General features: G+C 55.7%; 22 protein-coding genes and 1 tRNA gene. 11 read left to right on the top strand and 12 right to left on the bottom strand.

All coding sequences use genetic code 11. The annotated features are described in order from the left end of the window. Positions 1-57 precede the first annotated feature (57 nt). Positions 58-1,212 carry an efflux RND transporter periplasmic adaptor subunit gene (locus tag N8E88_RS17075; RefSeq protein ID WP_262294715.1) on the bottom strand — a complete coding sequence of 385 codons (1,155 nt, stop codon included), beginning with the start codon at positions 1,210-1,212 and terminating at the stop codon, positions 58-60. Positions 1,213-1,482: 270 nt separating this feature from the next. Between N8E88_RS17075 and pncB the strand changes: the two genes are divergently transcribed. After that, positions 1,483-2,790, top strand: a complete 1,308-nt coding sequence (gene pncB / locus N8E88_RS17070; RefSeq protein ID WP_262294714.1) for a nicotinate phosphoribosyltransferase — start codon at positions 1,483-1,485, stop codon at positions 2,788-2,790. Positions 2,791-2,817: 27 nt separating this feature from the next. On the opposite strand, the gene N8E88_RS17065 is transcribed toward pncB, so the two are convergent. Continuing rightward, positions 2,818-3,834 (bottom strand): LacI family DNA-binding transcriptional regulator, encoded by a 1,017-nt coding sequence (locus N8E88_RS17065; protein WP_262295511.1) that lies wholly within the window; start codon positions 3,832-3,834, stop codon positions 2,818-2,820. A gap of 419 nt (positions 3,835-4,253) precedes the next feature. On the opposite strand from N8E88_RS17065, the gene N8E88_RS17060 reads away from it, so the two are divergent. The 5 genes from N8E88_RS17060 (at position 4,254) to N8E88_RS17040 (ending at position 8,487) form a co-directional block, all read left to right on the top strand. Then, entirely contained in the window at positions 4,254-4,841 is a 588-nt protein-coding gene (locus N8E88_RS17060) for a hypothetical protein (RefSeq protein ID WP_262294713.1), read from the top strand. Positions 4,842-5,025: 184 nt separating this feature from the next. Next, entirely contained in the window at positions 5,026-5,892 is an 867-nt protein-coding gene (locus tag N8E88_RS17055) for a metal ABC transporter substrate-binding protein (protein WP_262294712.1), read from the top strand. Continuing rightward, a complete protein-coding gene (locus N8E88_RS17050) occupies positions 5,889-6,794 on the top strand; it encodes a manganese/iron ABC transporter ATP-binding protein (protein WP_262294711.1) in 906 nt (301 codons plus the stop codon). Before N8E88_RS17055 ends, N8E88_RS17050 begins: the two co-directional genes overlap by 4 nt. Then, positions 6,791-7,648 carry a metal ABC transporter permease gene (locus N8E88_RS17045; protein WP_315975295.1) on the top strand — a complete coding sequence of 286 codons (858 nt, stop codon included), beginning with the start codon at positions 6,791-6,793 and terminating at the stop codon, positions 7,646-7,648. Before N8E88_RS17050 ends, N8E88_RS17045 begins: the two co-directional genes overlap by 4 nt. Continuing rightward, on the top strand, positions 7,645-8,487 hold the full coding sequence (locus tag N8E88_RS17040) for a metal ABC transporter permease (RefSeq protein WP_262294710.1): 843 nt from the start codon (positions 7,645-7,647) through the stop codon (positions 8,485-8,487). The genes N8E88_RS17045 and N8E88_RS17040 overlap by 4 nt, the downstream gene beginning before the upstream one ends. A gap of 122 nt (positions 8,488-8,609) precedes the next feature. Here N8E88_RS17040 and rpsA read toward each other — a convergent pair whose 3' ends face one another. The 4 genes from rpsA to aroA form a co-directional block, all read right to left on the bottom strand. Further along, positions 8,610-10,310, bottom strand: a complete 1,701-nt coding sequence (gene rpsA, locus N8E88_RS17035; protein WP_106714926.1) for a 30S ribosomal protein S1 — start codon at positions 10,308-10,310, stop codon at positions 8,610-8,612. Between the two features lie 265 nt (positions 10,311-10,575). Continuing rightward, the gene (gene cmk / locus N8E88_RS17030; protein ID WP_262295509.1) at positions 10,576-11,232 is read right to left on the bottom strand and encodes a (d)CMP kinase; all 657 of its coding nucleotides are present in this window, start codon (positions 11,230-11,232) and stop codon (positions 10,576-10,578) included. A gap of 317 nt (positions 11,233-11,549) precedes the next feature. After that, entirely contained in the window at positions 11,550-11,876 is a 327-nt protein-coding gene (locus N8E88_RS17025; RefSeq protein WP_262294709.1) for a hypothetical protein, read from the bottom strand. Positions 11,877-11,897: 21 nt separating this feature from the next. Beyond that, on the bottom strand, positions 11,898-13,247 hold the full coding sequence (aroA, locus tag N8E88_RS17020) for a 3-phosphoshikimate 1-carboxyvinyltransferase (RefSeq protein ID WP_262294708.1): 1,350 nt from the start codon (positions 13,245-13,247) through the stop codon (positions 11,898-11,900). A gap of 243 nt (positions 13,248-13,490) precedes the next feature. Here aroA and N8E88_RS17015 point away from each other — a divergent pair, with 243 nt between their 5' ends. Next, positions 13,491-13,874, top strand: coding sequence for a TIGR02300 family protein (locus N8E88_RS17015; protein ID WP_112529620.1), 384 nt, complete (start codon positions 13,491-13,493; stop codon positions 13,872-13,874). A 161-nt stretch (positions 13,875-14,035) separates the two neighbouring features. Next, a tRNA-Ala gene (locus tag N8E88_RS17010) sits at positions 14,036-14,111 on the top strand. Between the two features lie 312 nt (positions 14,112-14,423). On the opposite strand, the gene N8E88_RS17005 is transcribed toward N8E88_RS17010, so the two are convergent. Further along, positions 14,424-14,699, bottom strand: a complete 276-nt coding sequence (locus N8E88_RS17005; protein WP_114429812.1) for a DUF2277 domain-containing protein — start codon at positions 14,697-14,699, stop codon at positions 14,424-14,426. Between the two features lie 262 nt (positions 14,700-14,961). Between N8E88_RS17005 and N8E88_RS17000 the strand changes: the two genes are divergently transcribed. Further along, on the top strand, positions 14,962-15,699 hold the full coding sequence (locus N8E88_RS17000) for a response regulator transcription factor (RefSeq protein WP_262294707.1): 738 nt from the start codon (positions 14,962-14,964) through the stop codon (positions 15,697-15,699). A 41-nt stretch (positions 15,700-15,740) separates the two neighbouring features. Here the strand turns inward: N8E88_RS17000 and N8E88_RS16995 are convergent, their stop codons facing one another. The 5 genes from N8E88_RS16995 to N8E88_RS16975 form a co-directional block, all read right to left on the bottom strand. Continuing rightward, positions 15,741-16,106, bottom strand: coding sequence for a transposase (locus N8E88_RS16995; protein ID WP_262294706.1), 366 nt, complete (start codon positions 16,104-16,106; stop codon positions 15,741-15,743). A gap of 19 nt (positions 16,107-16,125) precedes the next feature. Then, positions 16,126-17,562: an HlyD family type I secretion periplasmic adaptor subunit gene (locus N8E88_RS16990; protein WP_262294705.1), complete on the bottom strand. Its 1,437-nt coding sequence runs from the start codon at positions 17,560-17,562 to the stop codon at positions 16,126-16,128. A gap of 11 nt (positions 17,563-17,573) precedes the next feature. After that, positions 17,574-19,289 carry a type I secretion system permease/ATPase gene (locus N8E88_RS16985; RefSeq protein ID WP_262294704.1) on the bottom strand — a complete coding sequence of 572 codons (1,716 nt, stop codon included), beginning with the start codon at positions 19,287-19,289 and terminating at the stop codon, positions 17,574-17,576. Between the two features lie 91 nt (positions 19,290-19,380). Then, positions 19,381-19,950 (bottom strand): PE-PGRS family protein, encoded by a 570-nt coding sequence (locus N8E88_RS16980; RefSeq protein ID WP_114429816.1) that lies wholly within the window; start codon positions 19,948-19,950, stop codon positions 19,381-19,383. Positions 19,951-20,220: 270 nt separating this feature from the next. Next, positions 20,221-21,303: a hypothetical protein gene (locus tag N8E88_RS16975; protein ID WP_262294703.1), complete on the bottom strand. Its 1,083-nt coding sequence runs from the start codon at positions 21,301-21,303 to the stop codon at positions 20,221-20,223. A 403-nt stretch (positions 21,304-21,706) separates the two neighbouring features. Between N8E88_RS16975 and N8E88_RS16970 the strand changes: the two genes are divergently transcribed. Next, positions 21,707-23,098, top strand: a complete 1,392-nt coding sequence (locus N8E88_RS16970; RefSeq protein ID WP_262294702.1) for a gluzincin family metallopeptidase — start codon at positions 21,707-21,709, stop codon at positions 23,096-23,098. 25 nt (positions 23,099-23,123) lie between these two features. Next, positions 23,124-23,783 carry a nuclear transport factor 2 family protein gene (locus tag N8E88_RS16965; protein ID WP_262294701.1) on the top strand — a complete coding sequence of 220 codons (660 nt, stop codon included), beginning with the start codon at positions 23,124-23,126 and terminating at the stop codon, positions 23,781-23,783. Positions 23,784-23,794 lie beyond the last annotated feature (11 nt).

Here is a 23,794-nt window from a genome sequence, read left to right as displayed (position 1 = left end):
TGAACAGTGCGGTGAAACTGGAATCGTTCTGTCCGTTTGACGTGCTCACCTTGGACCTCAGCCCCGTTCGCCGACGGAAGCAGTTGGTTCCGCGCTGGTATTGGCCGCTGGAGCCGGCTGTCCCTGAATTTGGACAAGCCCGTCCTGGCGGACTGACTGCACGCCTTCGGCCACAATCTGATCGCCGGGCTTTATGTCGGCATCGACCAGCACATAGGCGGTGTTGCGCTGGACAACACGCACCGGAACGCGTGTCGCCTTGTTATCGTCGATCTTCCAGACATAGGCGCCCTCCGTACCCCACTGAACGGCGAGGGGATCAACCGTCGGGTAGGTGTCGCCTGGAAAGCCGACCGCCATCTGGAAAGCCATGCCTTCGCGCAAGGCATCGTTTGGATTGGTGATTTTCGCCTGGACATGCAGTGTACGGCTCGTCGGATCGACGCGGTTGTCGATGGCGCTGATGGCACCTTTGAAAGTTTCACCCGGGCGGGCGATGGAGGTTGCCGTCACCGGCAGGTCGATCGATATGGCCGGCGCAAAGCGTTCGGGCACCCAGAAATCAACCAGAAGATCGGAGCGGTCATCGATCATTGCGACCGTGGTCGATATCGTGACGTAGTTGCCCGCGTTTATAGGCAGGATGCCGACAATGCCACCAATAGGGGCTTTGATTGCCCGGCGATCCAGGGCGAGTTCCGCCTCGCGAACGTTGAGGGCGGCGTTATCGACCGCCAATGCCGCTTCCGAAAGCTGCACAGCGGATACCGTGTTGCTTGAACGCAGGCTCTCGGCGCGCTTGAGCTTGGTCTGTGCGTCCTTCAGCGCTACCCGCGCTTTGTCGACAAGGATGCTTTCGGCTTCTGAATCAAGACGGGCTATCACATCGCCGCCTTTTACTTTGGTTCCTGATGTGACAAGAATTTCGGTCAGGCGCCCGGCGGTGAACGGAGTGACTGCGACGGAACTCTTGGCCTTGCCGGTGCCGATTGCAGACAATTTGTCGTTGATTTTCGCCTCAGCCGCAGCGCGGACGACGACAAGCGGCAAAGCCTGTCCGCCGCGACGCTGTCCCGGGGTGGCAGCGGGTTCGGTTGCAGCGGTCGAGTTGCGATCAATGCCAGCCTTCGAGCCTGGATAGAAATACAGCCAGCCAGCTCCAGCGAGTACCAGAATTAGTACGGCAAAAATCAGTTGCTTCGAAAGCCGCATATACCACTCCAAAAGGCCGGTCCCGCACAAGCAGAGCCAGCACAACATGATCATATCCCAACGCGCAACTCAGCGCGAACGGTTGTTTGCCGGGCAGAATAAGGGGGTTTTACCTAACCGTTAATGACAATTCCGTTATGTTACAAATATTTAATGGAGTAAGCACAGCCACGAGATCCGCCGAAATCAGCCGGATTTGCTTGTCGCTCCTTGAAGGTCCGGTTCTGGCGTGCAACATGACGGGCGGAAAATTCGCAAGGAAAACAGTCAATGGCGACGAAGACCGATATCGCACGGCGCGTGTTCAACCACACGTTCAAGCTCGATCCGATCGTTCGCAGCCTGCTCGACACGGATTTCTACAAGCTCCTCATGCTACAGATGATCTGGGGCGTCTATCCCGACGTAGATGCGACATTTACGCTGATCAACCGCACCACCAAGGTACGGCTTGCCGAGGAGATCGACGAACAGGAATTGCGCGAGCAGCTCGATCACGCGCGGACGATCCGCTTTTCCAAAAAGGAAATGATCTGGCTCGGCGGTAACACTTTCTACGGCAAGCGCCAGATATTCGAACCGGACTTTCTCGAATGGCTGTCGAACTTCCAGTTGCCGGAATACGAACTGACAAAGCGGGACGGACAATACGAACTGAATTTCTACGGGCCGTGGATGTACACGACGATGTGGGAGATACCGGCGCTGACCATCATCAACGAGCTGCGTTCGCGTGCTGCCATGAAGAAGATGGGCCGGTTCGAACTTGACGTTCTTTATGCCCGTGCCAAGGCCAAGATGTGGTCGAAGGTGGAGCGGTTGCGTGCACTCCCCGACATCAAGATTTCCGATTTCGGCACGCGCCGCCGCCATTCCTTCCTTTGGCAACGCTGGTGCGTCGAAGCCCTGAAAGAAGGTATCGGTGAGGCCTTTACCGGCACAAGCAACGTGTTGATGGCGATGGACAATGATCTGGAAGCGCTCGGCACCAACGCACACGAATTGCCGATGGTACTTGCTGCACTGAGTACCAGCGACACGGAGCTGCTGAAATCACCCTACAAGGTCTTGCAGGACTGGAACCGCTATTATGGCGGCAACCTGCTCATTGTCTTGCCGGATGCGTTCGGAACGGCCGCGTTTCTTCGCGACGCGCCCGACTGGGTGGCGGACTGGACGGGCTTTCGTCCGGACAGCGCGCCTCCGGTAGAGGGAGGAGAGAAAATCCTTGCCTGGTGGCGATCAAAGGGCAAGGACCCACGGGAAAAGCTGCTGGTGTTTTCCGACGGGCTCGATGTCGATACGATTGAGGAAACCTATCGCCACTTCGACGGCAAGGTCCGTATGAGTTTTGGTTGGGGCACCAACCTCACCAATGATTTTGAAGATTGCGCGCCCCGCTACAATGACCAGTTGAATGCGATTTCACTGGTGTGCAAAGTCAGTGACGCCAATGGACGTCCCGCGGTCAAGCTTTCCGATAACCCGAAGAAGGCAACTGGGGATCCGGCGGAAATCAAACGTTATCTGGAGTTGTTCGGAGCGCAGGACCGTGTGGAGCAGGCTGTGAAGGTTTGATGCCGTCCGGGCGCAACCAGCGCGCAATCAGGCTGACATGCGCAGCATGATTTCCGCATTCAACAGAATTCGCTGGTCATCGGGAAGCTCGATCTTCGCCTCGTCGCTTTCCCCGAGCTTGTCGAACAACAGCTTGATCGCCAGTCTGCCGATTTCGTTGTAGTTTTGCGCGACTGTCGTCAGCGGCGGGCACATATAACGCGACAGTGGCTGGTCATCGTGGCCGGCAACCCGTAGATCGCAACCCTCGCCCCGTCCGACCTTCAAGCCAGCCTGGAAAGCGGCAGCAAGGACGCCATAGGCAATGCGATCATTGGCGCAAAGAACGGTTTTGGTAGGAAAGCCACCCTCCTTCAGGATCTGCTTCGTCGCATCGAAGGCGAACTTCTCGAACTCCCAGTTGGCATGCGCTTCGTGTACAACAAAGCGGGGCTCGAGATTGAGGTTTTGCATTGCTTCGATATAGCCCTCGCGACGTTCGAGCGCGTTGCTGTTGACCGAGGTCATACCGAAATAACACGGCTGATCACCCGAGCGGATCAAATAGTCGACGATCAATTTGAAGCTTTGACGATTATTCGTACCGACAAACGGCGACGTCGCGTCTAGCGGAGAGTCGACGTAGATCAGTGGAATCGATTCGCCGAGCTTGGCCAGTTTATCATGATGCGACTTGACACCGAGCGGCCCGATGATCGCACCAGCGACGTTCATCGACTTGAAGGTTTCAATGGCACGTTCCTCAAGCTCCGGCTTGCCATCGGAACTCAGTACAAACGCCAGATACCCGGCTTGATCTGCGATCCCTTCGATCCGCCGCGTCAGGGCCATGTAGAACGGGTCCGTCGAATTCGGAACTATAAGGCCTAGAATATTCGTGCGGCGGCGATTGAGATTGACGGCGAATATGTTTGGCCGGAAGCCAGACTTCTTGATGGCCGCTTCGATGATGTCACGCGTCTTCTTGCGCACCGATGTGGGGTCGTTGAAATATTTCGACACAGTGGGACGCGACAATCCTACAAATGCAGAGAAGTCTTCCATTGTCTTGATCGGCTGATTCACCGCACGTATTCCTTTTTATTATCCCTTGCTCATTTCAAGACCGTATGCCGGCGAAGAAATTGCGAAGGACATTTGCAATCATTGCTGAAAACTACGCCGACGCAATACATCGCATGATTGATCCAGGGCCGCTCTTAATGGTTGAAAATTTACAGCATGAGTGACATGCGTCAAGATTTTATTTAAACCGCATCAACTAGATAGAGCTATTTGGGCTTTCTTCGCCCTCCTCAACTCTCTGCACCAGAAAGTTGGCTTATTCAATCATTAAAGTTTACGTGCGGTAACTTGCGCCAGGCTGACGTCGTTGAAAATGGCGTGCAAGATTGCATTGGGTTGATAGTCAAGTAGCATGCAACCTCAGAGTGTAAACATCGGCCAGAAGCTGGAGGGATGTAATGGAGGGCGGTATTCCGAATCCGGAAGTCTTCACCCATGTACGCGTGATTATCGGCATCATCCTTGGCCTGAGCGTCTCGCGTTTATTGACTGGCATCGCCCGCATCATCCAGCATCCGCAGCGCAAGAATATCTACGCGGTGCACCTTGGCTGGGTTTTGTTCGCTTTCCTTACCGTCGTGCATTTCTGGTGGTTCGAGTTCTACCTGCATACGCTGGTGTTGTGGAAATTCGAGGCCTATCTCTTTGTCATTTTCTTTGCCAGCCTGCACTTTCTTGCCTGCAGCATGCTTTTTCCCGACAGCATGGAGGGTTATTCCGGCTATGAGGATTATTTCATGTCGCGCAGGGCCTGGTTCTTCGGGATATTGATATCGATATTCATTTTCGATTTCATCGATACGGCCATGAAAGGCATGGCTCATTTTCAAGCACTTGGGGCGGAATATCCCTTCCGCAACCTCTTCCTCATCGCACTTTTCGGATTGGGAATTTATGTACACCGGCAAAAAATCCAGCTGGTCGTACTGGCTTTGGCTCTTGTCACGCAGATCGCATTCATTCTGATCCAGTTCGATACAATCTGACAGAACGGTACCTGACTTATCCTTTCGTTGATGAGTCGGATCTGGCGACAGTTGCAAATAATTCGCACTTGCAGAATCAAAAATCGATCGATAAAGATGCAGTTGCAAAGCAATAGCAAAAAGGAGTGGCGGCATGATGAATTACGTTGGGCGCATGTTTCTGGGCGCAATCGTCGGGGCATTGATGCTCGGCGTGATTTCAGGCAGCGCGTTTGCGGTGGAAAAGTTCAAGGTCGTAACCACCTTCACCGTGATCGCGGACATGGCCAGAAACGTGGCAAAAGATGCAGCAGTCGTTGAATCTATCACCAAACCGGGTGCGGAGATTCACAATTATCAGCCAACGCCCGGCGACATCCAGAAAGCGCAAGGCGCACAGCTTATTTTATGGAACGGTCTCAATCTTGAACTCTGGTTTGGAAAATTTTTTCATAACCTCAAGGATGTCCCGAACGTGGTGGTTTCTGAAGGGGTTGAGCCAATGGGCATTGCCGAGGGCCCCTATACCGGCAAGCCCAATCCCCATGCCTGGATGTCGCCAAAGAACGCGCTTGTTTACATCGACAATATTCGCGACGCCTTCGTGAAATATGATCCTGCCAATGCTGCAACCTACAAAGCCAATGCGGAGCTGTACAAAAAGCAGATCACTGATGTCGTGACACCCATTCGGGCAAAGCTCGATACGATCCCCGTGGACAAGCGTTGGCTGGTATCAAGTGAAGGGGCTTTCAGTTATCTCACCCGCGATTTTCGTCTGAAGGAGCTTTATCTGTGGCCGATCAATGCCGACCAGCAAGGTACGCCGCAGCAGGTACGTAAGGTCATTGATGCAGTCAGAGCCAACAAGATCGCTGCGGTGTTCAGCGAGAGCACAATTTCGGACAAGCCGGCCAAACAGGTGGCGCGCGAGACAGGGGCGTATTATGGAGGGGTGCTTTATGTCGATTCTCTTAGCGATGCCGATGGCCCGGTGCCAACCTATATCGACCTTCTGCGCGTGACTTCCGACACGGTGGAGAAGGGTCTGGCGCGGGGATTGTCACAATGAACGCCCTTGTTTCACCCTTGGTTTCCCCTGGCTCGTTGGATGCGGACGAACCCTCTGGCCTTACCTTGCGGGATGCGACGGTTACTTATCGCAATGGCCACACCGCTTTGCATGACGTCACCTTCCAGATCCCGGCGGGCACTATAACCGCTCTCGTGGGTATCAATGGCTCGGGCAAATCGACGCTTTTCAAGGCGATCATGGGTTTTGCCCGCCTCGCACGGGGTGAGATATCCATTCTGGGGCAGCCGGCCGAGAGGGCACTGAAGAAGAATCTCGTGGCCTATGTGCCGCAGAACGAGGATGTTGACTGGAACTTCCCTGTCCTCGTCGAAGATGTGGTCATGATGGGCCGCTATGGCCATATGGGCATGATGCGTCTTGCCAAAGCCGCCGATCATCAGGCGGTATCATCTGCTCTGGCACGCGTGGGTATGAATGACTTACGCAAACGCCAGATCGGCGAGCTTTCGGGCGGCCAGAAAAAGCGGGTATTTCTTGCGCGCGCGCTGGCGCAAAATGGCCGTGTCATACTTCTTGATGAGCCTTTTACAGGCGTTGACGTCAAGACCGAAGACGCCATTGTCAAACTTCTTCGCGTGCTGCGCGAAGAAGGCAGGATAATGCTGGTTTCGACCCATAATCTCGCCAGTGTGCCGGAATTTTGCGACCGCACCGTACTGATCAACCGGACGGTTCTGGCCCATGGCGCGACGAAGGAGACCTTTACGCAGGCCAATCTTGAGAAGACTTTTGGCGGGGTGCTTCGCCATTTTGCGCTGAACGGGACCATGCCGGGCTGTGCTGCCAACCTCGTCGTTAGGGATGAGAGCCTGTCTGGCTCTTACCATGACAGGCACGCGGCGCATGATCGCGAAAAAGTTAACGGGAGTCTGGCTTGATAAATCTTCTGCTGGAGCCCTTTGCCTATGGCTATATGGTCAATGCCATGTGGGTTTCGGCCCTCGTCGGCGGGGTCTGCGCCTTCCTGTCGTGCTATCTGATGCTCAAGGGCTGGTCGTTGATTGGCGATGCGCTTTCGCATTCCATTGTCCCTGGCGTCGCAGGCGCTTACATGCTCGGCCTTCCCTTTTCGCTTGGGGCTTTCTTTGCCGGTGGCCTGGCTGCCGCTGCCATGCTGCTGCTCAATCAGCGTACAAGGCTGAAGGAAGACGCCATTATCGGACTGATTTTCTCGTTCTTCTTTGCCCTTGGCCTGTTCATGGTGTCGCTGTCTCCAACCTCAGTGAACATCCAGACCATCGTGCTCGGCAATATTCTTGCCATAAGTCCTGAGGATACGCTTCAACTTGCGATCATTGGCTTTGTATCCCTGGCAGTCCTCCTTGTGAAATGGAAGGATCTGCTGGTCGTCTTCTTTGACGAAAGCCATGCCCGTTCGATCGGTCTCAATCCCACAGCTCTCAAGATCATGTTCTTCACCTTGCTGTCCGCGTCAACGGTCGCGGCGCTCCAGACCGTCGGCGCCTTTCTTGTCATCTGCATGGTCGTCACGCCCGGCGCAACAGCCTATCTGCTTACCGACCGTTTTTCACGTCTGCTTGCCCTGGCTGTCGCTATTGGTGCGGGAACCAGCTTCACCGGTGCCTATGTCAGCTATTTCCTTGATGGCGCCACCGGCGGCATCATCGTCGTCCTGCAGACGCTGGTCTTCTTTGCTGCCTTCCTCTTCGCACCCAAGCACGGCCTGCTTGCCGCACGCCGTCGGGCAGCAGGCACGGAGGCAACGCCATGAATATTCCGGATCTGCTTGCGCCGTTTCAGTTCGAATTCATGGTCAACGCGTTCATGATTTCCGCGCTGGTTGCAATCCCAGCCGCCCTGCTCTCCTGTTTTCTGGTGCTGAAAGGCTGGTCGCTCATGGGAGATGCGATGAGCCATGCGGTCTTTCCCGGCATTGTCATCGCCTACATTGCCGGTATCCCGCTGGCTATTGGCGCCTTCACAGCCGGCATGGCTTGCGCATTGGTGACCGGTTTTTTGAAGGACAATAGCCGCATCAAACAGGACACGATCATGGGTGTGGTCTTTTCGGGAATGTTCGGTTTCGGTCTGGTGCTCCAGGTCAAGATCCAGCCGGACATGCATCTCGACCACATCTTGTTTGGCGACATGCTCGGCGTTGCTCTTCGCGACATTGCCGAGACCGCAATCATCGCGGCGATCACCACCGGTATCATCATCATTAAATGGCGGGATTTCCTGTTGCACGCATTCGATCCCGTTCAGGCAAAAGCCGTTGGCCTCAGGGTCAGGCTTCTGCATTACGGTCTTCTATGCCTGGTCTCGCTGACCATCGTCGGGGCCTTGAAAGCAGTTGGCATCATCATGGCCATTGGCATGCTCATTGCTCCGGGAGCCATCGCTTTTCTACTCACGCGCCGGTTTGGCACCATGCTGATCATCTCGGTTGCCGTCGCTGTGACCGCCTCGTTCCTCGGTGTCTATCTCGCATTCTTCCTCGACAGTGCGCCAGCGCCGACCATTGTGCTCGTTCTAAGCGTCATTTTCGCCGCGGCAGTGATACGTACTGCAAGCAAGGCAGCCTGGATCGGGGAAAAAGAGGCAAGTTAGAGCCTGAGGCTTTAGCGCAAACTCGCCTATTTGGATTTCGCCTATTGGTTTGGTATTGGCCATGAAAAAACCCGCCGGCTCGCACCGGCGGGTTTCATTTGTTTCGAGATCAGGAAAAGAACTTAGTTCTTTTCACGGCTCTTCAAAGCGGCACCGAGGATGTCGCCGAGTGAAGCACCGCTATCGGTCGAACCGTACTGGGCAACAGCTTCCTTCTCTTCGGCGATTTCCAGCGCCTTGATCGAGACCTGCAGCTTGCGGGTCTTCTTGTCGAAGGCGATGACGCGGGCGTCAACCTTCTGACCGACCGTGAAGCGTTCCGGACGCTGTTCGTCGCGATCGCGGGACAGATCAGCGCGGCGGATGAACGAGTCGAGGTCATGATCGACCAGACGCACTTCAAGACCACCATCGGTGATGCCCGTGACTTCAACGGTAACAACGGCGTTCTTGCGCAGTTCACCCGAAGTAGCGGCTTCGCCGACCTTATCGCCGGTCAGCTGCTTGATGCCGAGCGAGATGCGTTCCTTCTCGACGTCAACGTCGAGAACCTGCGCCTTGACCACGTCACCCTTGTTGTACTCTTCGATGACCTGCTCGCCTGGGCGGTTCCAGTCGAGATCGGAGAGGTGAACCATGCCGTCCACATCGCCATCGAGGCCAATGAACAGGCCGAACTCGGTCTTGTTCTTGACTTCGCCTTCGACGATCGTGCCGACAGGGAACTTGTCTGCGAAGGTCGTCCATGGGTTGTCGAGCGTCTGCTTGAGGCCGAGGGAGATGCGGCGCTTGACCGGATCCACTTCGAGAACAACGACTTCGACTTCCTGTGTTGTCGAGAGCAGCTTGCCCGGGTGCACGTTCTTCTTTGTCCAGGACATTTCGGAAACGTGGATAAGACCTTCGATGCCTGGCTCGATCTCGACGAATGCACCGTAGTCGGTGATGTTCGTAACCGTACCGGTGATCTTTTTGCCGATCGGGTACTTCGCACCGATACCATCCCAAGGATCGCTCTCGAGCTGCTTCATGCCGAGCGAGATACGATGGGTTTCCTGGTTGATACGGATGATCTGCACCTTGACCGTCTGGCCAATGGACAGGATTTCCGACGGATGGTTGACGCGGCGCCATGCCATGTCGGTCACATGCAGCAGACCGTCGATGCCGCCGAGGTCAACGAACGCACCATAATCGGTGATGTTCTTGACAACGCCTTCAACGACCTGACCCTCTTCGAGGTTCTGGACGATTTCAGAGCGCTGTTCGGCACGGCTCTCTTCGAGAACGGTACGGCGCGAAACAACGATGTTGCCGCGACGCTTGTCCATCTTGAGGATTTCGAAGGGCTGAGGGTTGTGCATCAGCGGGGTAACGTCGCGGATCGGACGGATGTCGACCTGCGAGCGCGGCAGGAAGGCTACGGCGCCGTCGAGGTCGACAGTGAAACCACCCTTGACCTGATTGAAGATCACACCATCGACGCGTTCGCCGCGGTTGAACTTCTCTTCGAGACGGACCCAGCTCTCTTCGCGACGTGCTTTTTCGCGCGACAGAACTGCTTCGCCGAGAGCATTTTCGATGCGCTCAACGTAAACTTCAACGATATCGCCCGGCTTGAGCGAACCGTCCTTGGCTTTCGCGCCGAATTCCTTCAGCGGAACGCGGCCCTCGACCTTGAGGCCGGCGTCGATGATCGCCATGTCTTTTTCGATGGCGACGATACGGCCCTTGACGACATAACCTTCAGCAAGGTCATTGGTGGCAAAGGACTCGGCGAGAAGAGCTTCGAAATCTTCGCGCGTTGGATTGGCTTCAGACATAAATACTCCTGAGTGTCCGGAAAACTCATCGGACACAGCACCGGTGGTTCGTGTTTCGGTTCACCTGCATGCCAACCCGCCCATTGAAGGGCAATCCGGTGCTTGGGTCGGTTGCAGATGGTCTAGGGCTGTTGATATTCACACTCTGACGGCCTGCAAATGCCGTTTTTCGCAGCTCCGGTGCTCACGTACCTTAGAGTACGCTGCGCTCCGGTGCTCGAAAACCACCATTTTCATCGCGTCAGAGCATGAATCTCAACAGCCCTTAATGCGTGTTCTTCGCGAGAGCCTGATCAATCAGGGTTTTAGCGCTAAGAAACGCGGTCTCTATATCCATTTCCGTCGTATCTAGCAAGTGCGCGTCGGCAGCGGGCTTCAACGGCGAATCGGTGCGCCCCATATCGCGGGCATCGCGGCGCGTGAGATCCTCGAGAATTTCCTCATAATTGGCGCCGCCGCCATTGGACTTGATTTCATCATAGCGCCTTCGGGCGCGTGCCTCGGGCGACGCTGTGATATAGAGCTTCACCGGCGCATCGGGGCAGACGACTGTGCCGATATCGCGCCCGTCGAGTACGGCACCGGGCGGGCGCTCGGCGAAACTGTGCTGCATGGCGACGAGCGCACGGCGCACTGCTGGCATGACTGCAACTTTTGATGCGGCTTCGCCGACAGCGTGTGCGGACAGAACAGCGCGATCAAGCTTCGTCAGATCGACACTGCGCGCCGCCTTCTCAGCGAGAAATTCATCATCCAGCGGCATGTTCTGATCGATCAGAGCCTTGGCGACGGCGCGATAGGTCAGGCCCGTGTCCAGGTGATGAAAACCGTAAGCCTCGGCAATCCTGCGGGCGAGCGTTCCCTTGCCAGAAGCCGCGGGGCCATCGATCGCGACCGTAAAGTGCGTCTGCGGTGTCGGCAGGTCTTTCTCATCCTTGTCGAACAACCATTGTCCGAGCGCAAAGAGCAGATAGGCCGCAGCCAAAACAAGGGTGATGATAGGCGTGATTCCGATTGTGACGAAAGCAAAGCCACCGAGCGTCGTCAACATGGATTCAAGCAAGTCGGGCATGGACGTTGCAAAATTCTGCAGCAGCGCGTCGATGCTGAAGATCAGCACGAACTGGAAGACGAACAGCCAGAACAGCAGCGCAAACAGGCCAAAGCGAACCCGAAGACCGAACCGTTCGATCACATAGGGAATGGCAACGACGACAAATGACGTCAGCAGGAAAAACATCAGATGATCCTTCTCTTGCCCATGAAATAACCGATACCGTATCCGGCGATAGATCCAAGTGCCGGCGGTAGCAGCAAAAACTGGAATGGTACCCACTCGCTCGTATTCTCTGCCTCCGCACCGGCCGAGACGTTCCACGCATAGAGGAAGATGATCGTCAAAGGAAGAAGGACGCGAAATATCGTGCTGGTTATACCCGGCCACGGCGCCGGCGCCGTGCTCGCGACCGTGCCGCTATAGGCGCTTCGTCCTGCCCAGACAAGGAAGGGCACGCTGGACATGGCATACAGGAAATATACGGTGAGACGCGATATGAGCTCGGTCATCGCTGACTTTCTTGCTCGTTTTCAGATTTCGAGTTCGGAAATCTCCGCACCCATTCCCGTCATCATGTCCATGAATTCCGGGAAGCTGGTAACGATCATGGTCGAATCGTCGATTGTGACAGGCTTTTCGGCAGCGAGGCCGAGGACAAGAAAACTCATTGCGATGCGATGGTCTAGATGCGTCTCGACTGCGCCGCCGCCAAGGCCCTTGCCATCCGGACGGCCGCGAACGCTCAACGTGTCATGACCCTCGGTGCAATCGGCGCCATTGGCCTTGAGGCCGTTGGCAACAGCAGAAAGCCGATCGGATTCCTTGACGCGCAGCTCCTCGATCCCGTTCATCACCGTCTCGCCAGTGGCAAAGCAGGCCGCAACCGCAAGCACGGGATATTCGTCGATCATCGACGGCGCGCGGTCTGGGGGCACATTGACGCCGTGGAGTTCGGAGGCGCGAACGCGCAGATCCGCGACATCCTCGCCGCCGGCCAGGCGCGCATTGAGTATTTCTATGTGCGCGCCCATCTCCTGCAGCGTCAGGATAAGCCCGGTGCGCGTCGGGTTCATCAACACATTGCGAATGGTGATATCTGAGCCCGGCACGATGATGGCCGCAACCAGCGGAAAAGCCGTGGACGACGGGTCACCCGGCACGTCGATGGTCTGGCCGGTCAGCTTCCCCTGACCTTCGATGCGGATGTGGCGCGCATTATCCCTGTCGGTCTCGACGGAAAGGTTGGCGCCGAACCCTTGCAGCATCTTTTCCGTATGATCGCGCGTCATGACCGGTTCGATGACTGTCGTAATGCCCGGCGTGTTGAGCCCGGCGAGTAACACGGCGGATTTCACCTGCGCTGAGGCCATCGGCACGCGGTAGGTGATCGGCGCTGCGACTTTCGGACCGCGCAGCGTCAGCGGCATGCGGTCGCCTTCCGCCGCGGAAACCTGGACACCCATTTCGCGCAAGGGATCAAGTACGCGGCCCATCGGCCGCTTCGACAATGAAGCATCGCCCACGAAGGTGGTCTCCATGGCGTAGGTGCCAACGAGACCCATGGTCAGGCGCGCGCCCGTGCCCGCATTACCGAAATCGAGCGGCGTTTCCGGGGCAAGCAGGCAGCCATTGCCGGTTCCCTGAATGACCCACACATCGCCTTCCTTGGCGATTTTCGCGCCCATTGCCTGCATGGCGCGGCCCGTATTGATGACGTCCTCGCCCTCGAGCAGACCGGTGATGCGCGTTTCGCCGGAAGCGAGCCCGCCAAACATAAAGGAGCGATGCGAAATCGATTTATCGCCGGGAATGCGGATATCGCCGGAGAGAGCCTGTGAGCGGCGGGCAGTGGCGGGTTTCGTCGGCGCGGAATGGGACATGGAGAGGATCAATCGCGATAAAAGAAGGTCATTGGGATGCGGGCATCCTACTAACACAGCTTGCCAGTGTGGTCATCTTGCAAATTCAATGATCGATACAAGCTTTTTTCGCTTTGACAAATGCGTCGAATTGCGTTTATGGGACCGCAAATTCATTTTGATGAGTATCGGCGTAAACGGTTGGGGCCAACAGGGACCTGATATCAGCCGGTCGCAGGCGAGCGCAGCAAGACGAGGCAAAACGTGGCGAATCCAAAACTTGGCACCAAGCGAGTTGACCCGGAGACCGGGCAGAAATTTTACGATCTGAATCGCGATCCGATCGTTTCGCCCTATACGGGCAAGAGCTATCCGCTCAGCTATTTCGATAGCACCGCTTCGTCCGCGCGCGAGGAAGAGGAAGAGGTCGAGACGGAAGAGCTCGACGTTGCTCTCGAGAAGCCGGAATTCGTTGCTCTTGAAGAAGCTGACGCCGAAGGCGACGACGTCCCGGATATCGGGGATGACGATGTCGAGGTCGAGGACACGGATGACGACGACACGTTCCTCGCAACCGACGAAGAAGATGAGGATGACGATGTCACCGATATTCTTGGCGGTGGTATTGGCGACGACGACGAGAATTGATTTTGATTATTCCTGTTCACCGAAAAATCCGGTGAACAGGACTTGATCTTCCGGACGGCGGGCGATAAGTACCGCCATCTTCGCGAAAGCAAGAGGCAAGGCTCCAGACCTTGCCGGACAGTTTGCCGGTTCGCCCGGCGGCCTAAACGGCCATTTTGAATGGGGCCATAGCTCAGCTGGGAGAGCGCTTGCATGGCATGCAAGAGGTCAGCGGTTCGATCCCGCTTGGCTCCACCAAATTTCTCAGCAGGTTTCCAATATATTCGCAGTTCAGCCTTACGAGCGGTGTTGCCCAATTCTCGTCATAACGTTGGGCAAGTCTTGAGGCATGGCTCTCGGAATAGCCTTCGGTATTGGCATCGGCGCGATGCTTGGAAACACAATGTTTGGCAGCATCTCGATGGGAATAGTGGTTGGCATCGCAATAGGTGCCGCACTCGGGCATGCGTTGTCCAAATAACGAAACCTGTTTGGCTCGACTATGGGCGCCAGGTCGAGAGGCTCTCAACTCGCCTACCGCATGTTGCGGGTCGGGTAGGACATTGTGCCCTACCCAGCCTGTGCGAAGCGTGCCCTTGAGCGCTCGCGTGCTTTTTCGGCTTCGACAGTCCGATCACGTGCCGGCGCTTGAGTATGGAGAGAGGCAAGCAGACGCCGCGCAGCATCTGAAACTTCCTTGACGGCGCGATCGAAAGCTTCGGTGTTGGCCTGCGAAGGTTTGTTGAAACCAGATAGCTTACGCACGAATTGCAGAGCGGAAGCGTCGATCTCATCCTTGGTTGCAGGTGGATCGAAGTTAAACAGTGTCTTTATATTGCGGCACATAATGGTCTCCTCAATGTCGATTATTGCGACGTGGCAAGGCCACTGTTGTCATTCCTCCCGTTCGCCGGCCTTATCCTGTTCATCATATCAGCGGCCGTCGGGTTAAATCCTTCGGTAGTATGATCAGGGTCATTTCTCAGGAGACCCTAACTAATTGGTAGTATTTTTCCAATTTTATCACGACAGGAAGAGTAAAGAGATATAATATGTGAATGTGGCATTTGCATTCAAACTCTGCAGAGACGGGGAGAATGGGGGAGCAGTGTCCAATTATGAAACAAAACGCCGTCGGGCGCGTCAAGTTCCTGCCGTTATAATCATAGACCAACACACGCTTGCAAGGACGACTATCGTAAGACTCCTTGCGCACGAAGTTGTTGGCTGGGATTTTATAGACATGATGGGCATCGATAACCTCGATAGCGCCATCGGTATGGACGTGCGTCTGGTCGCACTGGATGTGGCGGGACGAAACGTCGAAAGCTCCAGTTTGCACAATGACCTCGCTGCAATATCCGAGCTCTTTCCTGAAGCTGCGATTGCGCTTTTATCCAGCACGGACGATCCTGCGATGGCCTCGCATGCGCTGGCGATGGGAGTTCGCGGGTATTTCACCACCTCGCTGCCCATTGAGATAGCGATTGCCGGAATACGGCTGGTTCTTGCAGGCGGCATATTTTGTCCAAATCCGCTCGGCACGTTTGTTGCCGAGATGCCAAAAAGCGACAGATACGCCGCCCGCGAGAACCGGACAAACGGGAATGGAAGCGCACGTTACCTAAGCGTTGCAGATTTCACGCCGCGCGAAGCGGACGTTCTCGCAGAATTGCAGCGCGGTCACCCGAACAAGGTGATTGCGGGAAAGCTCAACCTGTCGGGCAACACCGTGAAGATGCACCTGCAGCACATCATGCGCAAACTCAACGTCCAGAATCGGACGGAGGTGGTTGCGCGGCTGGGGCAGGCGCCATCCACGGATCATGAATACACTGCCTCATAATTCCGGAACCTAGAGCAAGTTTTTGAATAGAAAAATTTGCTCTAGGCATTTCCCCTTGATGGCGTATTGGCAAGCATCTCGCTGAGTGTCGCTGCTGCCAGCATGGCTTCGGCCAACAGCTTCTTGAGCTTCTGGTTCTCGTCTTCCAGGGCCTTGAGCCTTTTCACGTCAAAGCCGGCATTTCTGAGTTGCAGGGATTGCCACCGGTAGAACGTCGGCTCGCTGATACCATGTTCGCTGCATAACTGGGCCACGCTCATTCCGCTGCGATGTGCCTTGAGAATGTTCATAACCTCGTCGTCATTGAATTTCCTTTTGCTCATCGCACCATCTCCCTCCGACAGTATGAGTTTACGACCTGGACAGCGCGGAGCTTGATGGCATGCCGTACTGGCTTCGTCGATCATCGACCGATCAAGTTCCTGCTCAATCCTCGCGGAATGCCCTGTTGAAACTGTCTATGAGCGGCCGGACTGCATAAAAAGCCACAGTGCTTTCCCCCGTTTCGATCAAGGTCTGGGCCGGCATTCCGGGAACCAAACCAACATTCTTCATCTTGGGCAGGCGCTCATCCGTCACTCGGATCGTCGCCGCGTAGTAAGGTAGACCGGTGGCCTTGTCGACAAGACGGTCTGCGGAAACATATTCGACGAGGCCTTTGAGAAGCGGCACCCGACGTTGATTATATGGGAGGAGGTGAACCTGTGCGGATAACCCCGAGTGCACGAGGTTGATATCTTCCGGGCGGACATGTGCCGTAATGATAAGCCGCCCTTCGCGAGGGACCAGATCGACAATGGGTTCGCCAGCACCGATGACACCGCCCGCCGTATGGATACGCAGATCCATGATCACGCCATCTTCCGGTGCCTTGATCTGTGTCCTTGAGAGTTGATCATCGATTGCCCGAAGTCGCTCATTCAGCTGCATGATCTGGCTCTCGGCGTCGCGCAGACCTTGGGCCACTTCGTTTAACCGGTCATTCTCAATTTTGACAAGGTAAGCCTGACTTTCGCCTATCACCTGATAAGCCCGTGATATTTGGGCAGTCACTTCACCAAGCTGACCATCTATATCGGCTTTCTCACGGTTGAGATTGAGAAGCCGGCTCTTTTTCTCGATGCCCTTCGCCACGAGAGGCGTCACCACTGCGAGTTCCTGCCGCGCGATTTCGGCTCGTTGCGTCAGGCCCGCCTTTTGTGCTGTCAGGCCCGCTATCTCCTGTTGCACTTGCTCCATCTTGCTCTGGGTGATTGCGATCTCCGATCGCATAACCATCCTGCGTGTCGCGAAGATACGCTGCTGTCCCGTTAGAATGCTGTCGACAGCCGGGTTCGTGGCTCGGATCGCCGCGAGGTCTGCGGGATAGACGACGTTGTCGCTGCTCGTCCGCTCGGCGGTCAGGCGCGCATGGTTGGCCTGGGCGTCCCAAAGTTGACCCTGCAAGGCGTCGCGCTCAGAGCGAGACTTTGTATCTTCAAGCTGAATCAATGTTTGACCGGCTTTGACCGCGTCACCATTTTTGACGAGAATTTGCCGGATGATACCGCCTTCGAAGTGCTGGATCGTTTTGCGGCTCGATTCGGGTTCAACCACACCCGAGGCGATCGCGGCGCTCTTCAAAGGCGCAAAGACAGACCAGGCGCCGAAACCAACGATGAAGGTACAAATCAAAAGGTTGCCAACCAAGGCGACCCTGCGAAGCCGCGGCATCGGGGATATTGGTGCCAAGGCTGTCGAGGTGTTTGGTGTCGGCGCATAGATCAAGAATCGTGTTTTGATTCCTGACGTTTGGACGCTGTGCCGGATTGCGCTCAAGGCGCCTGTAAATTTTTCTGGAATGCCGAATTGAACGAGGGCCATGGCAAACATCCTTATGTCCCTGTCTTCGATGGCGGTTGAAGATAAGTGTCGTAAATTTCGTCGCTATCTCCAAATGCATCGACGGTCCCGTTGCGCATGATTGCGATTTTGTTGGTGACAGGCAGTATTCCCATCCGGTGGGTTATGACGACGATCGTCATTCCCCTTGCCTTCATGCGTTCGATCGCATTGAACAAAACCCGCTCGCCGTCATAGTCGAGACTGGAGTTCGGATCGTCGAGGACGATCAAGGAAGGATAGCCATAAACTGCCCTGGCAAGTCCGAGTTGCTGGCGTTGCGCGCGCAGCAGCAAGTTGCCGCCTTCGCCGACGTCGGTCTCGTAACCTTGCGGCAGCCGCATGATCGCATCATGCAGACCAACGAGCTTTGCCGCTTCGATTGCCTTACCGGGCCCTGAACCATCGAGCCGGCCGATCACATCTTTGATGGCGCCGCCGAAAAGCTCGATGTCCTGCGGCAGATACCCGATGTGGTGGGTTCCTCCGCAAAGACGCAAGGCAGATATGTCGACACCGCCAAGAAGCGCGCATCCACTGGAGGGTTGGAGGACGCCTGCGATAATGCGGCCGAGCGTCGACTTGCCCGATCCAGAAGGGCCAATCAGCGCCGCGCAGTCCCCCGGGGCGAGCCGAAGCTTGACGCCGCTCAGCAGTGGCCGGCCGGAAAAGGGCAATGCATAACTGACATTGTCAAGGATAAGGCCGCTGGGTTCGGGGACCGGCACCATACGCGTGTCGGCGTCCGAGGAAACAGCAATGAGCATCTTGTTGAGACGGTTGAAAGCGTTGCGGGCATAGGCAAAGGAACGCCAGGCGCCGATCGCGCCCTCGACTGGAGCGAGCCCACGACCGAGCAGAAGGCTGGCGACGAAAATGATACCGGGGCTGCTGTTTTCGGCCAGCACCAGCCACGTCGCGGCACCCATCACGAGTATCTGGGTCAAGGTGCGAATGGACTTGGAAAAACCAAGGATGATCTCGGTCCGGTGCATGGCGCTGTCTTGCGCTTTCCTTGCGACTTCCGCATCGCGATAGACGATCTGTGCAGCACCATCCTGCATGCCCATCGCGCGGATGACCTGGATATATTTGAGCGCTGTGGCAAACCGGGCGTAGCTCCTTGCCAGCGCAACATTCGCGTGGGTGAGTGGTTCCCGCGTGGCGAGTTCGGTAAGCAGCGCAAGCAATAACAATGCGATCGCGCTCAAGACACCGATTGCTCCGAGCAAGGGATGTACGAGGAAAAGCAGCAGCAGGAAAACTGGCGCCCACGGCACGTCGAAAAGCAGTGCGCTTGCGGGCGAATCGAGAAACTGGCGCAGAGAGGCGAGGTCCCGGTAGCAATCGGTAGCCACGCCCGCATCGGCTCTCGCCGCATATTCGAACGATGCCGTGAGGACACAAGGCCGCAAGCGATGGTCGAACCAGCTTCCAATGCGAGATAGGGCGGCGCGCCGGACAATATCAAGCACGGATCCGACGATGACGGCGACCGCTATGATGAGCGTCAACATCAGCAGCGTATCGGTGCTGCGGCTGGACAAGACGCGATCATATATCTGCAGGAGATAGATGGACGGTGCGAGCAGAAAGAGGTTGTAACCGCAGCTATAGACGAAGACCAGACCGAAGGCTCCAGCGCAAGCACGAAGGGCTACCACCAGATGCGTCGGTTGACGCTGCGATTGTACGAGACTCGTTGTCATGGTCAGGTGCTCACTGATTGGACAGCCAACTGGTGTCGCCGTCCGGATTTAAGGATCGCCGGTCACAACCGGCGATCCTGGCGAATTGATTTTATGAGCCCAGATCGTGCTGATCGATCGTTCCGAGGACGTTGACGAAATGGTCGAGAGTATTATTGACGGTCGTGGGATCGATATGAACCGCTGTCGACTCGATGTTGCCACCCAGTGCCAGGTTGCCGTTGCCGCCACTACCACCGACGCCAGCGATAATAGTGGCATCCTGACTGGCCATGAGCTCATTCACCTGAGTGGCCGTCGTGGCTGCAGCAACCGTTGCCGTATTGCCTCCGCTGGAGTTGGACTGGCTGCCATTGGAGTTGGCGTCGCCGCCGGCACCGCCGTCACCATTGTTGGTGATTGCTGCAATGAGACCATGATGCGCCGAGGTATCGCCGCCGTTGCCGGCGTCCTTGGCTTCCCAACTGGCTTTTTGCCAAACGTCATCGCCGTTATACAATTTGGTATGAGCACCCTCTACCGTTTGTGAAGCGTTGAAGTAGGCGCTGGGGCTGAAGCTGATATCTCCCTTGTTGTAGCCGTCACCGCCGTTACCGGCATTTGCATCGCCAGCATCGGAATTGTTCAGCTGGATCGTGTCAGACATTTGTGGAATAGGCATAATATTACTCCTTACTAAGTTTTTCCGTGTTTCTCCCACGGCCAGATACCCGCGACGTCATCGTCAGGCAGATTAACCGCCTGGAAAGAGTGCTCGCGATTTTGCTTGGGAACTAGCCGGATATTCGGGGACGTCCGTTTGGGTGGGGTGTGTATCTGGCGACGGGGTGTGGTTATTACATCGGCGCGGCGCGCCGATTGGCGGCGCATCGAAAATCGTCCACAAGAAGCGTGGTTTCGAAGACCGCGAGAAGTCTGGGAAGAATTTGCTCTAGGTGTGCAGGAACGAAAGAATATCATCCACCAGCGCAGAGTGATTATCAGCAAGGCTGCCGTCGCCGCCGTTGCCGCCGATGCCGCCCATTTGGAATGAGTGCTGATCGAAAAGCACATTATCGATCTGCTGGGCATCCGCTGTGCCGCCCGCGGGCACAGCAATGTTGATCGGATGATAAACGCCGACATTGAGATCGACGAAATTACCGTTCGAGAAGCCTGAACCCCCATTGCCACCGCTGTGGTTGCCGGTGAAAATCGTATCCGAACTCAAATTGAATCCGCCGCCATCGCCGCCGATACCCGCGATCTGGATGCCACCCTGGTCAAAAATCGCGTTGTTGGTCTGATGCGCTTCGGCGGAGCCGCCCGCCGCGCCGACGGCGATATTGATCGGTGAAAAGATAGCAACATTCACGTCGACCATACTGCCCATGAAATAGCCGTTGCCGCCATGGCCGCCGAACATATCTCCCGTGTAGGTATGTGTTCCAACGCCTCCGGGAGTGCTGTCGAATGTCCCGTTATTATCCCCGCCGGAACCACCGACACCGCCAATTTGCGTGGCGCCTTGGTGCATAACGGAATTGTTTGACTGGCTGGCAACAGCGGATGAACCGCTGCCCCACGAGATGGCAGTGTTGACAGGCGCGAATACACCGACATCCGAACTCACCATGCCACCGAAGAAGAGCCCGTTGCCACCGCTTCCGGAATTGTGATTGCCGTCGCCCCCGCCGAGAGCAACATTGCCGTTTCCACCGTCTCCGCCCATGCCGGCTATTGCTGTGGAATGCTGATTGATCAAGGCGTTGTTACCCTGATGCGCTTCTACCGCGGTGTTGGGACCAGCAATGGCGGCATTGGAGGGTTGGAAGATCGCCATAGGCATGCTGCTGATAAGACCAATGGCAATGCCGTCGCCACCACTGCCCGCGGAATATGTGGGACTCGGGACGACCTCGAGGGGCAGCCATGTTGGCACCAAAGCCAGGTGACCGGATGCGGAACCAGAGATCGCACTTTGGCTGACGTTCGGGTTAGGTGCTTCTTCTGACATAGGGCGAGTTTCCGGCATTGCGTCTCTCCATTCAGTCCGCAAAACTTGCGTCCATTTCTTCGATGTATTGTGAAGTCAGTTGAAGAAAAAGAAGAGCCTGCAATTCGGCTATATCCATTTGGGCGGAGATGGGCGGTAATCAGGCTAAGCCGTTCTACGTATTCATAGTTGTTCCAGATTGCTATATCATACAGGGTAAGTGAACAATCAATCGACTTACCTCATGGGGGAGCTGTGATTGGGCAATCGGGCAACAATACAATGAAATTTGCCCGGAGGACGCATTTTTATAGCTCTACAGTTTTGATCTTATAGCAGCGTTTATACGCTGTTTCCGTATTCGCAACTGTGAATGACTGTCAGAACTTCGAATAATACACCGTGCCCGCCGGCGCAGTTCTGGTCATTTGGGGGATGTATCATGGCCGCCCAGCAGATTCTGATTTGGGAGAACGATCCTGCTTCCGGTGTATTGGTAATGGCTGACAAACCCAGCATCAGCACGATTCCGTTCAAATATACTTTTCCGCCGCCTAGTCTCAATCCCAACCCACTTCCGGACACGCGGGAGTTTAGATACTGGAACGCTGCTGCAGCTTTGCGGCGAGGCGCAGATTTTTGGGGCCCGAAGGTCGACAGGTGTGAATGGCTTCGCGGTCCTGCCCTTGGCGTGAGCCTGGATCTAGGGCCCGGGTGGAACGCCAGCTATGATCGGCGAGCGCTGAACTTCTATCACGGGGTAACTTCCACCGGGAACATCTATGCTGCGGCAAGCCCTGACATGCTTTGCCATGAGCTGGGTCATGCCATGCTTGATGCGATCCAGCCACATCTTTGGATTACAACTTCCCTGGAAGTCGAAGCCTTTCATGAATCGTTCGGCGATATCAGTGCAATACTATGTTCGCTTCAAATCCCGTCGATGCGGGATTCCATTCTGGTGTCGACGGGCGGCAATCTATACTGCAACTCAAGACTGTCCCGAGTTGCTGAGCAATTCGGGACAGCCCTTCACATCCACTTTCCCGACGACGCGGATCCGGATTGCCTGCGCAATGCGGTGAAGTTTTTCTGCTATCGCGACCCCAGCACCCTGCCATCGAGCGCCCCCACCACACCGGATTCGCATTCGTTCTCAAGGATTTTTACCAACGCCATATTCGAGGCGTTGGCAGGTATGCTCTCCCTTTATCCTGCTCCAACTTCAGCTCAGTTGCTTTTGGTTACTGAGGAAATGCGGGACATAATGGTTGAGGCGGTCAAATCTGCCGGGATCGTGACCAACTACTATGCGGAAGTTGCGGCCAAGATCGTGCAGAAAAGTGCCGCAAAAAATCCTGCGTATCCGGCGATCTTCCGAGCCGCCTTTGTCCGTCGCAACATTCTGTCACTTGAATCGGCCTCAACCATTATGTCGTTGCTGAACGGTACGATCGGTGCGGATGCAGACGAAGGAATAAATCAAACCTACATGCCGAAACTCGCTCCGCTTGATCCATCTCGTTATGGACTGAACGAGCCCTTGTTCGTTCAGATGCCGTCGGACCCGGTAAATACCATAGCACGAAGCGCAACCCCGGACGGTAGCTCGATGGAGCCGCCCAGCCCCGAAGCGGCTGCAACAGCTTTCGTCGATCAATTATTTATCAAAGGCCTCGTCAACTACGGCGAATTCGGGGACAGGGATCACAAGGGCGACAAGGATAACAAGGATCCAGCACTGGCACATACCACGCATCGTCTTCAGCGCGAAGGTGACCAACTTCGCTTGGTGAGAATTAGAATCAACTGCGGGTCAAGGCACGTCTGTTAAAAGTCATGAGTTAAAGGAGGTTGGAATGTCAGTCATGGACAGGAAGCTTTTTGCCGATTGGGCTAGAATGATAGCTTTGATGATCGGTTGCTCACTCTGCCTCGTCGTCGCTGGAACAGCGATAGCGCAGACGGGTCAAACCAAGCAGGCTGGAAGTGCGCCTTCAACGGGAGGGTCTGCCGCTGTGCCGGCGTGTGAGAATCGTCCGCAAGCGGACTGGCTGATAAATCCCAGCGACCCCGGACCCGCGGATGCCAGGGCAATTTTGAAATTGATTCATCGCTATAACTGGGCTCTGGACGATCACGACTTCGGTCAGCTGGACGGGCTTTTTACGGACGATGTGTTCTATGAATTGTGCGATGCAGCCGGGGAACAGATTCTCAAGAGGACCGACAAAGGCCAGCTGGAGATATATCTCGGCGGCGTCTTCGACGAACTTGGGCGGCTGGGTACGCAGACACGGCATATTCAAAGCAACGCATTGCTCAATTCCGTGGACACAGACACCATCCAGGGGAAAACAAGTTTGGCGGTGACGCTCCAACACTCGGATATCGAAACGCCGGTGCTCGACTACACCGGTGAATTTAGACCCGTGTTCAGGCGGGAAGGAGGTGTCTGGAAATTTTCGAGAATCACGCTCATCACCGATGGGCGCAAGATCGAATTCCGGGCACGTTGAACTTTATCGGA

The sequence above is a fragment of the Phyllobacterium zundukense genome, from assembly GCF_025452195.1.
GTDB classification, from domain to species: domain Bacteria; phylum Pseudomonadota; class Alphaproteobacteria; order Rhizobiales; family Rhizobiaceae; genus Phyllobacterium; species Phyllobacterium zundukense_A.
The sequence above is the reverse complement of the archived record's forward strand: the minus strand, read 5'-3'. Positions and strand labels throughout refer to the sequence as shown.

Bases quoted from the DNA above. Each gene is read 5' to 3' on its own strand.
- N8E88_RS17075 (WP_262294715.1), bottom strand. From the start codon at position 1,212: ATGCGGCTTTCGAAGCAACTGATTTTTGCCGTACTAATTCTGGTACTC.
- pncB (WP_262294714.1), top strand. From the start codon at position 1,483: ATGGCGACGAAGACCGATATCGCACGGCGCGTGTTCAACCACACGTTC.
- N8E88_RS17065 (WP_262295511.1), bottom strand. From the start codon at position 3,834: ATGGAAGACTTCTCTGCATTTGTAGGATTGTCGCGTCCCACTGTGTCG.
- N8E88_RS17060 (WP_262294713.1), top strand. From the start codon at position 4,254: ATGGAGGGCGGTATTCCGAATCCGGAAGTCTTCACCCATGTACGCGTG.
- N8E88_RS17055 (WP_262294712.1), top strand. From the start codon at position 5,026: ATGCTCGGCGTGATTTCAGGCAGCGCGTTTGCGGTGGAAAAGTTCAAG.
- N8E88_RS17050 (WP_262294711.1), top strand. From the start codon at position 5,889: ATGAACGCCCTTGTTTCACCCTTGGTTTCCCCTGGCTCGTTGGATGCG.
- N8E88_RS17040 (WP_262294710.1), top strand. From the start codon at position 7,645: ATGAATATTCCGGATCTGCTTGCGCCGTTTCAGTTCGAATTCATGGTC.
- rpsA (WP_106714926.1), bottom strand. From the start codon at position 10,310: ATGTCTGAAGCCAATCCAACGCGCGAAGATTTCGAAGCTCTTCTCGCC.
- N8E88_RS17025 (WP_262294709.1), bottom strand. From the start codon at position 11,876: ATGACCGAGCTCATATCGCGTCTCACCGTATATTTCCTGTATGCCATG.
- aroA (WP_262294708.1), bottom strand. From the start codon at position 13,247: ATGTCCCATTCCGCGCCGACGAAACCCGCCACTGCCCGCCGCTCACAG.
- N8E88_RS17005 (WP_114429812.1), bottom strand. From the start codon at position 14,699: ATGTGCCGCAATATAAAGACACTGTTTAACTTCGATCCACCTGCAACC.
- N8E88_RS16995 (WP_262294706.1), bottom strand. From the start codon at position 16,106: ATGATCGACGAAGCCAGTACGGCATGCCATCAAGCTCCGCGCTGTCCA.
- N8E88_RS16990 (WP_262294705.1), bottom strand. From the start codon at position 17,562: ATGGCCCTCGTTCAATTCGGCATTCCAGAAAAATTTACAGGCGCCTTG.
- N8E88_RS16985 (WP_262294704.1), bottom strand. From the start codon at position 19,289: ATGACAACGAGTCTCGTACAATCGCAGCGTCAACCGACGCATCTGGTG.
- N8E88_RS16980 (WP_114429816.1), bottom strand. From the start codon at position 19,950: ATGCCTATTCCACAAATGTCTGACACGATCCAGCTGAACAATTCCGAT.
- N8E88_RS16975 (WP_262294703.1), bottom strand. From the start codon at position 21,303: ATGCCGGAAACTCGCCCTATGTCAGAAGAAGCACCTAACCCGAACGTC.
- N8E88_RS16970 (WP_262294702.1), top strand. From the start codon at position 21,707: ATGGCCGCCCAGCAGATTCTGATTTGGGAGAACGATCCTGCTTCCGGT.
- N8E88_RS16965 (WP_262294701.1), top strand. From the start codon at position 23,124: ATGTCAGTCATGGACAGGAAGCTTTTTGCCGATTGGGCTAGAATGATA.